General features: G+C 50.0%; 16 protein-coding genes. 5 read left to right on the forward strand and 11 right to left on the reverse strand.

Going from position 1 to position 15,190, the window contains the following annotated elements; genetic code table 11:
* From tnpA to lrp, 7 genes are all read right to left on the reverse strand, one after another.
* The coding region (gene tnpA / locus AYI87_RS18955) for an IS200/IS605 family transposase (protein ID WP_144204216.1) at nucleotides 1–310 on the reverse strand (310 nt) is incomplete at its 3' end.
* Between the two features lie 301 nt (nucleotides 311–611).
* Nucleotides 612–1,898, reverse strand: coding sequence for a serine--tRNA ligase (serS, locus tag AYI87_RS18960; protein ID WP_144204217.1), 1,287 nt, complete (start codon nucleotides 1,896–1,898; stop codon nucleotides 612–614).
* Nucleotides 1,899–1,917: 19 nt separating this feature from the next.
* Entirely contained in the window at nucleotides 1,918–2,292 is a 375-nt protein-coding gene (gene crcB, locus AYI87_RS18965; RefSeq protein WP_144204218.1) for a fluoride efflux transporter CrcB, read from the reverse strand.
* Complete coding sequence (locus AYI87_RS18970; RefSeq protein WP_144204219.1) at nucleotides 2,285–3,616, reverse strand: replication-associated recombination protein A; 1,332 nt, start codon at nucleotides 3,614–3,616, stop codon at nucleotides 2,285–2,287. The genes crcB and AYI87_RS18970 overlap by 8 nt, the downstream gene beginning before the upstream one ends.
* Before the next feature lie 58 nt (nucleotides 3,617–3,674).
* Nucleotides 3,675–4,301 carry an outer membrane lipoprotein chaperone LolA gene (gene lolA, locus AYI87_RS18975; protein ID WP_144204220.1) on the reverse strand — a complete coding sequence of 209 codons (627 nt, stop codon included), beginning with the start codon at nucleotides 4,299–4,301 and terminating at the stop codon, nucleotides 3,675–3,677.
* Between the two features lie 159 nt (nucleotides 4,302–4,460).
* On the reverse strand, nucleotides 4,461–6,986 hold the full coding sequence (locus AYI87_RS18980; protein WP_144204221.1) for a DNA translocase FtsK: 2,526 nt from the start codon (nucleotides 6,984–6,986) through the stop codon (nucleotides 4,461–4,463).
* 182 nt (nucleotides 6,987–7,168) lie between these two features.
* Nucleotides 7,169–7,672, reverse strand: coding sequence for a leucine-responsive transcriptional regulator Lrp (gene lrp, locus AYI87_RS18985; RefSeq protein ID WP_011865823.1), 504 nt, complete (start codon nucleotides 7,670–7,672; stop codon nucleotides 7,169–7,171).
* A gap of 179 nt (nucleotides 7,673–7,851) precedes the next feature.
* Between lrp and ald the strand changes: the two genes are divergently transcribed.
* Both ald and trxB read left to right on the forward strand, forming a co-directional pair.
* Nucleotides 7,852–8,967, forward strand: coding sequence for an alanine dehydrogenase (gene ald / locus AYI87_RS18990; RefSeq protein WP_144204222.1), 1,116 nt, complete (start codon nucleotides 7,852–7,854; stop codon nucleotides 8,965–8,967).
* Between the two features lie 131 nt (nucleotides 8,968–9,098).
* Nucleotides 9,099–10,049 (forward strand): thioredoxin-disulfide reductase, encoded by a 951-nt coding sequence (gene trxB / locus AYI87_RS18995; protein ID WP_144204223.1) that lies wholly within the window; start codon nucleotides 9,099–9,101, stop codon nucleotides 10,047–10,049.
* 292 nt (nucleotides 10,050–10,341) lie between these two features.
* Here trxB and rplT read toward each other — a convergent pair whose 3' ends face one another.
* The 4 genes from rplT to thrS form a co-directional block, all read right to left on the reverse strand.
* Nucleotides 10,342–10,701: a 50S ribosomal protein L20 gene (gene rplT, locus AYI87_RS19000; RefSeq protein WP_011865827.1), complete on the reverse strand. Its 360-nt coding sequence runs from the start codon at nucleotides 10,699–10,701 to the stop codon at nucleotides 10,342–10,344.
* A gap of 18 nt (nucleotides 10,702–10,719) precedes the next feature.
* Nucleotides 10,720–10,914, reverse strand: a complete 195-nt coding sequence (gene rpmI / locus AYI87_RS19005; protein ID WP_011865828.1) for a 50S ribosomal protein L35 — start codon at nucleotides 10,912–10,914, stop codon at nucleotides 10,720–10,722.
* Between the two features lie 87 nt (nucleotides 10,915–11,001).
* Complete coding sequence (infC, locus tag AYI87_RS19010; RefSeq protein WP_041406632.1) at nucleotides 11,002–11,544, reverse strand: translation initiation factor IF-3; 543 nt, start codon at nucleotides 11,542–11,544, stop codon at nucleotides 11,002–11,004.
* A gap of 3 nt (nucleotides 11,545–11,547) precedes the next feature.
* A complete protein-coding gene (gene thrS, locus AYI87_RS19015; protein ID WP_144204224.1) occupies nucleotides 11,548–13,476 on the reverse strand; it encodes a threonine--tRNA ligase in 1,929 nt (642 codons plus the stop codon).
* A 314-nt stretch (nucleotides 13,477–13,790) separates the two neighbouring features.
* On the opposite strand from thrS, the gene AYI87_RS19020 reads away from it, so the two are divergent.
* The 3 genes from AYI87_RS19020 (at nucleotide 13,791) to AYI87_RS19030 (ending at nucleotide 15,161) form a co-directional block, all read left to right on the forward strand.
* A complete protein-coding gene (locus AYI87_RS19020; RefSeq protein ID WP_144204225.1) occupies nucleotides 13,791–14,069 on the forward strand; it encodes a hypothetical protein in 279 nt (92 codons plus the stop codon).
* A 148-nt stretch (nucleotides 14,070–14,217) separates the two neighbouring features.
* Nucleotides 14,218–14,964, forward strand: coding sequence for an SDR family oxidoreductase (locus AYI87_RS19025; protein WP_144204226.1), 747 nt, complete (start codon nucleotides 14,218–14,220; stop codon nucleotides 14,962–14,964).
* Nucleotides 14,961–15,161 carry a CPXCG motif-containing cysteine-rich protein gene (locus tag AYI87_RS19030; protein ID WP_011865833.1) on the forward strand — a complete coding sequence of 67 codons (201 nt, stop codon included), beginning with the start codon at nucleotides 14,961–14,963 and terminating at the stop codon, nucleotides 15,159–15,161. The genes AYI87_RS19025 and AYI87_RS19030 overlap by 4 nt, the downstream gene beginning before the upstream one ends.
* The last annotated feature ends 29 nt before the right edge of the window (nucleotides 15,162–15,190 follow it).

Consider the following 15,190-nt stretch of genomic DNA (forward strand, 5'->3'; position numbering starts at 1 on the left):
TACCCCATAACTTCTTCTTTCGTAAGTATGGAAATTTATTAAATAACCTTATCGCCGTACGACCTTTCAAAGTCCCCATTAGCTCTGAAACACTCAAGCTTGGAGGAGTTCTTACCACAAGATGTACGTGATCTACTTGAACATTCAATTCCACAACAGAACATTTCTTCATGCTACAAAACACATAAATACTTCGATAAAGCTCCTTGCCAACATTTCCTCTCAAAATCTTATATCTATACTTCGGGGTCCACACAATGTGATACTGGCAACGATAGAAAACGTGAGAAGCGGATTCATATCTGCTCATGCTATTTACTCCGTTTATTTGCTGGTAACAAACAAGTGTGAGTATCTAGCATGAGCACTCTACGGGCATAGCCCAGAAGGAACGATCACCACCTCCATAGGAGGTGGTTTCAGATTGCCAATAAAAAACCTTCGCATTCGCGAAGGTTTTTTTGTCGTTAGAGATTTTTCATCACTAACATAATCGCTTTCCCAAATGTTGCTAACATTACTGCGACGAAGATACAGATAATGACGACATAGGTCAGCCACTGAAAATAGCGCCCACCGTTATCCATGTTTCACACTATCTCTTTATCGCGTTAGCCTATTTGAGTCAGGCCGCCCATGTATGGACGTAGCGCCTCGGGTACTGTGATTGAACCATCGGCATTCTGATAGTTTTCCAGCACGGCCACCAAGGTACGGCCGACTGCAAGACCTGAACCGTTCAGTGTGTGTAGCAACGCCGGCTTCTTGGCAGATTTGGCCTTATAGCGCGCTTGCATGCGACGAGCCTGGAAATCTTGCATATTGCTGCAAGATGAGATCTCACGGTAGGTGTTCTGCGCCGGCAGCCAGACTTCGATGTCGAAGGTCTTCGCCGCGCCAAAGCCCATATCACCAGTACAGAGCACAACGGTGCGGTAAGGCAGGCCCAGGCGTTGCAGTACAGTTTCGGCGTGCTGAGTCAGGCTCTCGAGCGCGGCCATAGAGTCTTCAGGCTTCACCAGCTGAACCAACTCGACCTTGTCGAACTGGTGCTGACGAATAAGACCACGAGTATCACGGCCGTATGAGCCGGCTTCGCTGCGGAAACAAGCGGTATGAGCCGTCATCTTAATCGGCAGCTCATCTTCATCGATAATGGTATCGCGGGCCAGGTTAGTCAGCGGCACCTCGGCGGTCGGGATCAGGCTCAGGCCCTGGCCTTCTTCGGTAGCAGGCTTGGTGTGGAAGAGATCTTCACCAAACTTTGGCAGCTGACCGGTACCAAGCAGGCTGTCTTCGTTAACCAGCAGCGGCACATAGGTTTCAGTGTAACCATGCTCTGTTGTGTGCAGGTCCAGCATGAACTGGGTTAGCGCACGGTGCATCCGGGCGATCTGCCCCTTCATCACGATGAAACGAGAACCAGTGATTTTAACAGCGCTCTTGAAATCAAGACCTGCGTGTTGCTCACCCAGATCCACATGATCTTTCACTTCGAAATCAAACTGCTTAGGCTCACCCCAGCGGCGGATCTCGACGTTGTCGTTTTCGTCCGCACCAATAGGCGCCGACTCGTCCGGCAGGTTAGGCACGCTCATGGCGATGGCGTTTAACTCTTCCAGCAACTGGTTGAGTTCGGCTTTCTTGCTGTCTAGCTCGGCGCCAAGATCGCCGACTTTGGCCATGATAGGCTCAACATCTTCGCCCTTTGCCTTAGCCTGACCGATAGACTTGGAGATCGCATTACGGGACGCTTGCAGCTCTTCTGTCGCCACCTGTAGTGACTTACGCTTTTCCTCTAACTTGCTGAGACGATCCACATCCAGGATAAAACCACGGGTGGCGAGACGCTCGGCGGTCGCTTCTAATTCAGTACGTAAAAATTTGGGATCTAACATGTTTTTAGTTTCTTAATAGTTAAATGCGAGAAAAAACCAACTGCTGTCCTAAGTAAACCATGAATAAACATAGACATAGGTTCAGAGCGATATTTGTAAATGCTTTCAACCAGGCGCCCTGCTGCATCAATAACAGGGTTTCGTTTGAAAAAGTTGAAAACGTCGTAAGTGCTCCTAATAACCCAACACCTACTAATGCTTTGATTTCAGGACTGACCTGACTCGCTTCACCTAGGGCATAGATCACGCCCATCAGGAAGGAGCCGATCACATTGACCATGAGTGTACCAAAAGGAAAAGAAGAGCCAAACACCTGAATCATGAATATTGAAATAAGATAACGAAATACCGCACCAATAGAACCACCCAGGGCCACAAAAATGAGATTACTCATAGCGTTTCACCTCACTTGCCCTGTCCATCTCTGCCAAGGTGGCCAACTTGGTCTTGATGCGTTTCTCGAAACCATGCTCGCTAGGATAGTAGAACTGCGTACCTGCTAGCGGCTCAGGGAAATAACACTCACCGCTGGCATAATGATTAGGTTCATCATGGGCGTAGCGATACCCCTCGCCAAGGCCGATATCGGCCATCAGCTGAGTTGGCGCATTACGCAGGTGACTCGGCACGGGCTGACTGCCGGTCTCCCGAGCCAGCTGGCGCGCCGCCTTGAAGGCGGTATAGACGGCGTTACTCTTGGGCGCGCAGGCGAGATAGACGACGGCCTGGGCAATTGCTCGCTCCCCTTCGGCCGGCCCGACCCGATGGAAACACTCCCAGGCATTGACCGCTACCGACATGGCCACAGGATCGGCGTTACCTATATCTTCCGAGGCGATGGCCAGCAGGCGACGGGCGACATATAAGGGATCGCAGCCCCCTTCGAGCATACGGCAATACCAATAGAGCGCCGCATCCGGCGCCGAGCCCCGAATCGACTTATGCACAGCCGAGATAAGGTCGTAATATTGATCGCCATTCTTATCAAATCCGGCGAGCTGTTGCCCGGCCACCTCGATAAGCATCTGGGGATGAAACTCGCCCCCGTCCGGCAGCATATCGCTCATCAACTCGATAAGGTTGAGGGCCTTACGGGCATCTCCATCACAGAGACTGGCCAACTTCTCTGCTACCTCATCTGGCATCTTAAGCTGACGCTTACCCAGACCACGCTCCTCATCTTCAAGCGCCTGACGGACTATCTTGATGATCTCAGCGTCTTGCAACCGCTTGATCAGATAGACCCTGGCGCGGGATAACAGCGCGTTATTGATTTCAAACGACGGGTTTTCCGTGGTGGCACCGATAAAAATCACAGTGCCATCTTCGATAAAAGGCAAGAAGGCATCTTGCTGGCTCTTGTTGAACCTGTGCACCTCATCGACAAATAGCAAGGTGCGCTGCCCGCGTGACTGGGCCACACTCTTGGCGTGCTCGATGGCGGCGCGGATCTCTTTCACCCCGGAGGTGACCGCAGAGATGCGCTCGACATGAGCATTGGCGTAATGGGCTACCAGTTCGGCAAGTGTGGTTTTGCCGGTTCCCGGTGGGCCCCAGAACATCATGGAGTGGGCCCTGCCGGCCTCGAGGGCCTGACGCAGCGGCTTACCCTCACCTAATAGGTGATCTTGCCCAATATATTGCGACAGGGTTTCCGGCCGCATTCTTGCGGCAAGTGGGCGGAAGTCTGGCGCGAAATCGAAACTTAAGCTAGACACAAATGGCCTTATCTAATGACTTATTCAAATGGCTTATTCTAACGGCTAATTCAAAGGCTTAATCCAATGCCTTAAGGCGCTGATCGTCAATATCGACGCCTTCGGGGACAGTAAACTGAAACAGGTTAGCATCGGCGTCCATCAATGGCGCCTGGGCTGACAGATTAAAGACGCTAAGGTTACCCTGCTGGTCAGTCAGCTTCATCACCTCGAGTTGCTCATCCTTAAAGCAGACCTCAACGCTAGTCACGCTGGCATCGACGGCCTTAGGGGTGATCTGATAGCAATCATCCTGACGCTTTACCTGATAGGCCTGCCAGGTCGTTTCGTCGCGATGTACCAAGAGCGCGATCGGCGAAGCATCGATGGCCTGATTGAAATCCAACACAGACACCTCTTCTGCGAAGGGATTGTAGATCCACACATCCCGGCCATCGGCGACAATCAGGGATTCATCCGGCTGGGTCAGATGCCAATAAAACTGATTGGGTACCGCTAGGGCGAAGGTGCCCGTGCCCTGCTGGATCACCTTGTTGTTAACGTCGGTTACCTGCTGGCTAAAATTTGCCTTGAGGTTATCAAGCTTGGCAAGTTTGTCCTTTAGGGCTACCGAATCATCGGCGTAGCTCGATGCCGCCACGACTAAAGGTATGGCACAGACTAATTGAGATAAGGGTTTTAGCATTTCAAATCCTTTCATGTAAAAGCGCTCGCTATTCACTCGGGTTACAGTCCCTATTAACTCAGGACTTTTTACTCTGGACTGTTAACTCTCTATATTTAACTCTCACCTTTTCATCAGAGAGTGTCACACGAGTTTGTCACGAGAAATATTAACGAGAGCTTAATAATCTTTCGGCGGTGGAGGCGCCAGCACCTCACGGTTACCATTATGGCCTTGAGCGCTGACGACCCCCTGCATCTCCATCTGTTCTATGATACGAGCGGCGCGGTTATAGCCAATCTTAAACTTACGCTGCACGCTGGAGATAGAACCACGACGCGTCTCGGTAACAAAGGCCACCGCCTCATCGTAGAGTGAATCCATCTCTTCATCATTCTCCGCAGCCTCACCCGGCAGCAGCACCTGTTCGCCCTCGGCCGAGCCCTGCAAGATCTCATCGATATATTGCGGCTTACCGCGGCTATGCCAGTCGGCGACGACAGCGTGGACTTCATGGTCATCGATAAAGGCGCCGTGAACACGGATAGGCACACTGGTCCCCGGCGGCAGGTAGAGCATGTCACCCATACCCAGCAGAGTTTCAGCGCCTTGCTGATCTAAGATGGTGCGCGAATCGATACGAGACGATACCTGAAACGCCATACGGGTCGGAATGTTGGCCTTAATCAAACCTGTGATCACATCAACCGATGGACGCTGGGTCGCCAGAATAAGGTGGATACCGGCGGCGCGGGCCTTCTGGGCGATACGAGCGATCAACTCTTCCACCTTCTTACCGACGATCATCATCATATCGGCAAATTCGTCGACGATCACCACGATAGACGGTAGCTTATCCAGCTCAGGCGCCTGCTCTTCCATGCTGTCTTGTGAGCGCCACAGCGGATCTGTGATCACCTCACCGCGCTCCTTGGCTTCCTTGATCTTGGCGTTGTAGCCCTTGAGGTTACGTACCCCGAGGGCCGACATCAGCTTATAACGACGCTCCATCTCGCCTACACACCAGCGCAGGGAGTTAGCGGCTTCCTTCATGTCGGTGACCACCTCACAGAGGAGATGCGGAATGCCTTCATACACAGAAAGCTCCAGCATCTTAGGGTCGATCATGATGAAGCGTACATCATCCGGCCCCGACTTATAGAGCAAGCTGGTGATCATCACGTTGACCCCCACAGACTTACCCGAACCTGTGGTACCGGCCACCAGAAGGTGTGGCATCTTACCAAGATCCACCACTACAGGCTCGCCCGAGATATCCTGACCCAGCACCATGCTAAGGTGCGACTTGCTATGCTCAAAAGATTCGCTGCCCAGCACGTCACGCATAAACACGGTTTCGCGGAACTTGTTAGGGATCTCCAGACCCACATAGGCCTTACCCGGGATCACCTCGACCACACGAACGCTCTCTGCTAGCAGTGAACGCGCGAGGTCTTTCGACAGGTTAGTGATCTTAGACGCTTTGACACCTGGCGCGAGCTCAAGCTCAAAACGGGTAACCACAGGACCAGGAAAGACCCCGACCACCTTGGCCACAATGTTAAAGTCGGCAAGCTTGACCTCGACCAGACGAGCCACCTGATCCAGCTCTTCCTGACTGATTGGGTTTGTCTTACGGTTTGGCGCATCGAGCAGTGAAATATCCGGCAGCGGCGTAACAGGCTTCTTCGGTTGAGCCTCTTCCCCACCCGGCAGGACGACTATGCCATCGACAATTTTCGCCTGCTCGACCTTCTGGTTTTTGGGCAGTTTCTTGGGCAGCACGGCGCCGGTTGAATGCTTGGCATCGAAGTCTATGGAGACTTCATCATCCTGAGCACTAAAGCTCAGAGCAGGGTCTTGCGCTTCTACCTCGGCAGCTGGTTTTGCCGTTGGCAGGCTAAAGCTTGGCTCCTTAACCCGGCCGCGAGAAGAGGTTTCTTGAGCCTCATCTTCGTCATATTCATCATCGTAATCATCCTGGTCGTCTCCATAGGCGTCCTCTTCTGCCTTAGCCAAAGCCTTCTGACGACGAGACTCCTTATATCGGTCAAATACCGACATGAACCCCTTGGTATCATCTGTTTCGGGCGCGCTGGAGAACTTCTCTGGAATATGTTTTAGCTGCCTAATGCACCAGATGGTGGCAAAACCGACCATTTCGACCACGGTTAACCAGCTGATGCCGGTCAGCAAGGTAAAGCCGGCGCCGACGAAACAGAGCAGCAGCAAGGTGGTGCCCAGCTGATTAAAATAAGGCAACATGGCATCGGCGATCACATCACCGGATACACCGCCGGCCGAGAACTCGTAGATGTCATTGGCATTCATGCTGGCCAGGGATGCCAGGCTGAAGGTGATCAACAAGAAACCAATCAGCCTTAGGCCTACCGAAAAATAGTCGATCTCCAACAGGCGATGAATACGTTTGAACAACAGCCAGCCGGTCACCGCCACTATGATAGGAATTAGGTAGGCGGTATAACCGAAGAAATAGAAGAGGACATCGGCAAGCCATGCTCCCACGGCGCCGGTAACGTTTTTAATCTCACCTTCAAAATTAGACTGACTCCATCCAGGATCAGACGAATGAAAGCTGCTCAGTGCAAGCAGAATATAGGTGGCGACCATGCAGCAGAGGATGAGTCCGCCTTCAAGCAGACGCTGCAGACCACTGAGTGTTTTGACACTATTTCCCTTAGACAAAAGACAACCCACAAAGCAAAAACGAAAAGGTGAGCCTAAGATATCAAAATAATTCATGCTATGCAGCGTTTTACCTGCCTATACAGCACAATAGCAAGGCAAAAGGCCTTCATTGGTGAAAAACTATTCGAGGTGAAAAAAAAGGAGCCTTTACGGCTCCTTTTTTACGACATAAATCGTTTTTAAGACTCAAGCGTTACATTGATTGCAACTCTATTGGTCTGCTTGACTTCTTCCATCACAACGTAGGTACGAGTATCAGAAACAGCGGGCAACTTAAGTAGAGTTTCACCTAACAAGCGACGATAGGCAGACATGTCAGAAACACGGGTCTTCAATAAATAGTCGAAGTCGCCAGACACCAGATGACATTCTTGAATATCATCTAGCAGCTGTACGGCACGATTAAACTTATCAAATACTTCTGCAGTATCGCGATTTAGCGTGATTTCTACGAACACAAGTAATGAGGCCCCAAGATAATGGGGATTTACTAGCGCAGTATATCCATTGATGTAACCTTGCTTTTCGAGTCTTTTAACTCTCTCTAAACAGGGAGTGGGGCTCAGCCCTACACGCTTTGACAACTCCACATTGGAAATGCGGCCGTCGATTTGCAACTCGTTAAGGATGTTACGATCGATCCGATCTAAGTCTTTTATAGGACTCTTTTTATTATTAACCATATTTTTAACCTTGCTTTATCACTAAAACAACATTTACTGCTACGTATGTCAAAAGTTCAGCAGCATTAACTGCCGAAGTGATACTATACTAGATTTCCCTGAAACAATCACGTTCAGGACCTATAAAATAACAATTCAACCCAGAATAAATGGGTTTTTATTCAATTTGAGGCTCGAAGATGATAATTGGTGTACCTAAAGAAATCAAAAACCACGAATATCGTGTTGGTATGGTGCCGTCAAGTGTCCGCGAATTGACCCTAAAAGGTCATGAAGTATTTGTAGAGAAGAATGCAGGTGTTGGGATCGGTTTTAGCGATCAAGACTATGTCGATGTAGGCGCATCAATCTTAGACACTGCAGCTGAAGTTTTTGCGAAAGCAGAAATGATCGTTAAGGTAAAAGAACCTCAAGCGGTCGAGCGTGCCATGTTGCGTGAAGATCAGTTGCTGTTCACTTATCTTCATCTTGCTCCCGATCTGCCACAAACTGAAGATCTTATTAAGAGCGGTGCCGTCTGTATCGCCTATGAAACAGTAACCGATGCCCGTGGCGGCCTGCCGCTACTGGCGCCAATGTCTGAAGTTGCCGGTCGTATGTCTATCCAGGCTGGTGCCATGGCACTGGAGAAGTCTAAGGGCGGCCGCGGCATGCTACTTGGCGGCGTACCTGGTGTTGAGCCAGCTAAAGTCGTTATCATCGGCGGCGGTATGGTTGGTACCAACGCGGCGCAGATGGCCGTTGGTCTGGGCGCAGACGTTGTTATCCTAGATCGCAGCATCGATGCGCTGCGTCGTCTGAACGCTCAATTCGACAACCGCGTTAAGGCAATCTACTCAACGGCTGACGCCATTGAGAAACACGTACTGGAAGCTGACCTGGTGATCGGTGGCGTATTGGTTCCTGGTGCAGCTGCACCTAAACTAGTGACCAAAGATCACATCAAGCGTATGAAGCCAGGCAGCGCAATCGTTGACGTCGCCATCGACCAAGGTGGTTGTGTTGAGACTTCTCATGCAACGACTCACCAAGACCCAACTTATATCGTTGATGAAGTGGTACATTACTGTGTAGCTAACATGCCAGGAGCCGTGGCTCGTACCTCTACCTTCGCGCTAAACAACGCGACCCTGCCTTACATCATCAAGTTGGCCGACCTGGGCTACCGCGAAGCACTGCGTCAAGACAAGCACCTGCTAAACGGCTTGAACGTAATGCATGGCAAGGTAACCTGTAAAGAAGTTGCCGAAGCCCTGAACTTCGAGTTTGTCGATCCAAGCGTACTACTCGCTTAATCAAGTAAAGAGTGTAAACAAAGGGAGCCAATGGCTCCCTTTTTCGATTAGAACAATCTAAAAGATTGCCTTTACCCCTTAGGGGAAATTCCCTACAATCGCTGCAATTCGCTAAAGGCACGGAGAAAAAGATGAGCCAAGCTAGACACTGTAACTTATTAATTTTGGGTTCGGGCCCTGCTGGGTACACCGCCGCTGTTTATGCTGCCAGAGCAAACCTAAAGCCTGTATTGATCACAGGTATGCAGCAAGGTGGTCAGCTAACGACCACGACCGAAGTTGAAAACTGGCCAGGCGACGCCGACGATCTAACCGGTCCAGCTTTGATGGAGCGTATGCAGAAGCATGCCGAAAAATTCGAAACAGAGATCATCTTCGACCACATCAACGAAGTTAACCTGCAAGAGCGCCCTTTCCAACTAAAAGGCGACAGCGGCGAATACACTTGTGATGCCTTGATCATCTCAACCGGCGCCTCGGCCATGTACCTTGGCCTGGAATCGGAAGAAGCCTTCAAGGGTAAAGGCGTATCGGCCTGTGCCACCTGTGATGGTTTCTTCTACCGTAACCAGAAGGTTGCCGTGATCGGTGGTGGTAACACGGCCGTTGAAGAAGCGCTTTACCTGAGCAATATCGCATCAGAGGTTCACCTTATCCATCGTCGCGACAGCTTCCGCTCAGAGAAGATCCTGACCAAACGCCTGATGGACAAGGTTGCGAACGGCAACATAGTACTGCATCTCGACAGCACCCTAGACGAAGTCGTTGGTGACAACATGGGTGTGACCGGTGTGAAGATCAAGAGCACCAAAGATGGCGCCATCACAGAGTTTGATGTCATGGGCGTATTCGTCGCCATCGGCCACAAGCCAAACACTCAGATGTTTGAAGGTCAGCTAGAGATGAACAACGGCTACATCAAGGTGCAGAGCGGTCTTGGCGGCAACGCCACCCAAACCAGCATTCCTGGTGTATTCGCCGCAGGCGACGTGATGGACCAACATTACCGTCAGGCGATCACCTCTGCCGGCACCGGCTGTATGGCTGCCCTGGACGCAGAGCGTTTCTTAGACGCACAGTAAGCGTTACTCATAATGAAAAAGCAGGCCTTGTGCCTGCTTTTTTTTGTCTTTAATACCAATCACGGTAGATAGGTGCTCAGAAATAGCACGGGAAAAACGTTCGAGAACAAGGTAGAGTTTTTGATAAGTAGTTATTCTACAATCAAAAATGATAACACCGTTTTCGGACGTTTTAACAAGCTAGAGTGAGCAGTTATTTACTACGATTGGTATAAGATCAGCCAAATAAATTTGCGATGATCGGGCACAAAAAAAGGGACCCTGGGGTCCCTTTCAAAGCAAAGCTCACTAATTACTTAGCTAGAGCTTCTTTTGCCTTTTCAACTAGAGTGGCGAAAACCACTTTGTCGAATACAGCGATGTCTGCCAAAATCTTACGATCGATTTCGATAGACGCCTTTTTCAGACCGTTGATGAAACGGCTGTAAGACAGACCATTTTGACGAGAAGCCGCGTTGATACGTGCAATCCACAGTTGACGGAATTGACGTTTCTTCTGACGACGGTCACGGTAAGCATATTGGCCAGCTTTGGTTACTGCTTGCTTAGCAACACGGTAAGTACGTGAGCGAGCTCCGTAATAACCTTTAGCTAGTTTTAATACTTTCTTGTGACGAGCACGTGCGGTTACACCACGCTTAACTCTAGGCATTGTTCTTTACTCCTCTAATTAAGCGTATGGTAGTTGACGTGCAATTGCTGGCACATCAGACTTCGCAACTAAACATTTAGCACGTAAGTGACGTTTACGCTTAGTGCTCTTCTTGGTCAAAATATGACGTAAATGGGCTTGCTTGCGCTTAAAACCGTTAGCGGTTTTCTTAAAACGCTTTTGTACACCCTTGTCTGTTTTCATTTTAGGCATTGCTAAAACTCCGCATTGGGAAATTAATAAAACGCAAGGCGAGCAGAGGCCCTCAGAGAGGTCTCTGCTACTTTTAAATTTGCCTTACTATTTCTTTTTCGGCGCGAGTACCATCACAGCCTGGCGACCTTCCATTTTTGGAAAAGCCTCCACAACTGCTATCTCAGCCAGGTCGTCTTTAATACGATTCAAAAGATTCATACCAAGACTCTGGTGAGCCATCTCGCGACCACGGAAACGCAGCGTTACTTTCGCCTTGTCGCCGTCTTCTAGAAAACGCTTCAGGTTGCGTAGTTTTACCTGATAGTCGTTTTCGTCAGTACCGGGACGGAATTTTATTTCCTTCACCTGTATCTGTTTCTGCTTCTTCTTTTGCTCTTTTTGGGCCTTAGCCTTGTCAAAAAGATACTTTCCGTAGTCCATTATGCGACATACAGGCGGCTCAGCGTTTGGGCTGATCTCTACGAGATCTACGCCCGCTTCATCTGCAAGTTCTTGCGCTTCGCGAAGACTTACAATGCCGATAGTTTCACCGTCTAATCCATTGAGTCGTACTTCTGATACGCCCACAATGAGTTCGTTAATTCTATTCGCCGCTGCTTTACGCACGTCTGTTTTCTTGATCTTTATGACCTATTCCTCCAACAAATTTAGACTACGGAGCGAAATCTGTTCTTTAACCATGGCAGCAAATTGATCGATTTTGATCTTACCTAGGTCAACACCATCTCTGGTTCGCACCGCGACTTCCCTATTTTCCATCTCTTGATCACCCACGACCAATAGATAGGGAACACGCCTTAGGGTGTGTTCGCGTATTTTAAAGCCAATCTTTTCATTCCTCAAGTCTTTCGAGGCACGAATTCCCTGATCTTTAAATAATTTGACCACTTCGTCAACATATTCAGACTGTTTGTCAGTAATATTCATCACAACAGCCTGAACCGGTGCCAACCAAGTTGGGAACTTACCTGCGTACTCCTCAATCAGAATACCCAGGAAACGCTCCAGTGAGCCTAAAATCGCACGGTGGATCATCACTGGCGTCTGACGGCTGTTATCTTCGGCAACATAAGTCGCACCCAGACGTCCAGGCAAGGCGTAATCAAGCTGCACTGTACCGCACTGCCATGCCCTGTCTAAGCAGTCATGGAGCGTAAATTCGATCTTAGGACCATAGAAGGCACCTTCGCCCGGTAGGATCTCATACTCGATGTCATTGGCTTTCAGCGCATCCATCAATGCCTGCTCTGCTCTGTCCCACATGGCATCGTCACCGATACGCTTCTCTGGACGGGTAGAGAGTTTTACCACGATATCGTGGAAACCAAAGGTCGCATAGGTGTCATAGACCATCTTGATACAGCCACTTACCTCTTGCTGCACCTGCTCTTCGGTACAGAAGATGTGGGCATCATCCTGGGTAAAGCCACGAACACGCATCAAGCCGTGAAGAGAGCCCGACGGCTCGTTACGGTGACAACAACCAAACTCGGCCATACGCAGTGGTAGATCGCGGTAAGACTTGAGACCTTGGTTGAAGATCTGAACGTGACCTGGGCAGTTCATCGGCTTCACCGCGTACTCGCGGTTTTCAGAGTGAGTAGTGAACATGGCTTCGGAATACTTATCCCAGTGACCACTGCGCTCCCACAATACACGGTCCATCATCAAGGGGCCTTTCACCTCTTGATAGGTGTACTGACCCAGTTTCTGACGAATGAATCTTTCAAGCTCGAGGAACAGACTCCAACCGTCGTTGTGCCAAAACACCATGCCTGGTGCTTCTTCCTGCATATGGTACAGGTCAAGCTGCTTACCTATCTTACGATGGTCGCGCTTAGCCGCTTCTTCGAGGCGAGTCAGATGCGCCTTAAGGGCCTTCTTGTCTGCCCAAGCGGTACCATAGATACGCTGCAGCATCTTGTTTTCTGAGTTACCGCGCCAGTAGGCACCGGCAACACTCATCAGCTTGAAGTTATGACAGAACTTCATGTTAGGCACATGGGGGCCACGACACATGTCGGTATATTCTTCGTGATGATAGAGCGCAGGCTGGTCGTCTTTGCTGATGTTCTCATCTAAGATGGCCATCTTGTAGCTTTCGCCGCGTGACTCGAAGGTGTCACGGGCTTCTTGCCAGCTGACGACGCGCTTAACCACATCATAGTTTGTCTTAGCCAATGCCAGCATACGCTTTTCTAGCTCGGCTACATCTTCCTCGGTCAGCTTATGGTCGAGATCCACGTCGTAGTAAAAACCGTTATCGATCACCGGGCCGATGGCCATCTTGGTTTCAGGCCACATCTGTTTGATGGCATGACCCAATAAGTGAGCACATGAGTGACGTAAGATCTCTACCCCTTCTTCGTCTTTTGCGGTGATGATAGCCAGATCGGCATCTGTCTCGATCAAGTCACAAGCATCTTTCAGCTCGCCGTTGACGCGACCTGCGATACAGGCTTTTGCGAGACCAGGACCTATGTCCGCGGCGACATCTAGGGTAGAAACGGCGTTAGCAAATTCACGCTTGCTGCCATCGGGAAGTGTAATTACAGGCATGTATAATCCTTATCCAGTGGTGACCCCTACGTAGGGCCACTTGGTCATATTGAGAAAAATTTAAGCAACTGAAGCGCAAAACATTACCGGAGTTTTGATCTACTTCAGCGCAGGCCTGACATTCTAGGGCCGCATCAGGTAAATCGCAAGGTTTAAGGCCGCCGCTTCGCCTTAAAATAGCCGCTAGCCTGACTAGCCGGCTACAGCTGGTTAAATCTGTCACCAATTGTCCATCTGGGTGTCATCGAAAAGTCATGGACGGCCCCTACTCTAGCCGCCATATCGTTATGGCTAATTCGCTAAGGAGCCCGACCATGATGAAGCTTATATTATTGACCGCACTCTTTTATCAGCCTTTGTACCCAAATGACGGTACACGCGGCGCCTCTATGCTGGAAACTGCTACACCACAAACTCAAGTACAGGCTTTCGAAGCCAAAGGTATCGAACTGCAAGCGTCAAACCTAGGCCTGGATGTGAGCCAACTGGAAAGTGAGATAGCGACTGAACTCGACAAGCAGCTCAAGGCGCTACATGCCGAGTTGCCGCAGCAAGGCGGCGATCAGGAGCTGCTCGCCAACCAAAATCGATAACGATTAAAGGCAAACTGGTCATTAGTCCGGGGCTGCAACCGCACTATAGGCAAGCTATTACCCAAACACTTGCGATGCTATTGCCAAGCTATTGCTATGCAGGGGAAAGTCATCCAAGATTGTGCTCAAAAGGTAATGAGCAACTTAGATGACAATGAACAAGTGGGCACTGGTAACCGGCGGTGCCAAACGTATTGGTGAAGCGATCGTATTAGCCTTGCATAAGAAAGGCTTCAATATATTGCTGCACTATAACGGATCTGAGAGCGATGCAATGGCTCTCGCAGGCAAGCTTAATCTCAGCCGCGCCAACTCCTGCATGGCAGTGCAGGCAGATCTCGCTACCGAACAAGGGCCCCTTAGCCTTGTCCAACACATTAATGACCAACAACTTCCGCTTGCGGCTCTTATCAATAACGCCTCGCTGTTTATACCAGACAGCAGTATTGAAGACTGGCAGTCTAGCCAGCGGCTGTTAAACCTTAATCTGCTAGCGCCCTATCTGTTAGCCACAACACTTAGTGATAATCTAGCCAGCAATCACGGCTGCGTTATCAACCTGGTAGATATTCACGGCGACCGCCCCTTAAAACGCCATGGGCTATACTCAATATCTAAGGCAGGATTAAACATGGCGACCCGGGCCTTGGCTCAAGAGTTAGCGCCTAAAGTCAGGGTCAACGGCATATCACCAGGCGCGATACTCTGGCCATCCCAGAGCGATCAAGCGGCTATCGCTAGCGTCACTCAGGCCATTCCTCTGGCGAGAGCCGGCAGCCCCGAGGATATCGCCGATACCGTATGTTTTATCCTTGAGAGCCCCTACCTTAATGGCCAAGTCATCGCTATCGATGGCGGTCGTAGCGCAACCGGATATACAGGAGCCGACGGATGAAGATTTTTGATAAAGTGATCTGTTGTCCCCACTGTGGGCACCATCAACATATCAACTTGGATATCAGTTGTGGCGATCAGGACTACTACGACGATTGTCGAGTCTGCTGTAACCCTATCCATTTTCGAACCCACATAGACGATTCCCGGCAAAAAATTGAGGTCTATGTGGACTCGGACGATGAGCAGTACTATTAGGCTAACTAAGACTCAGTGTAGGCCAACTA

It is taken from the genome of Shewanella sp. KCT, assembly GCF_007636505.1.
Taxonomy (GTDB): domain Bacteria; phylum Pseudomonadota; class Gammaproteobacteria; order Enterobacterales; family Shewanellaceae; genus Shewanella; species Shewanella halotolerans.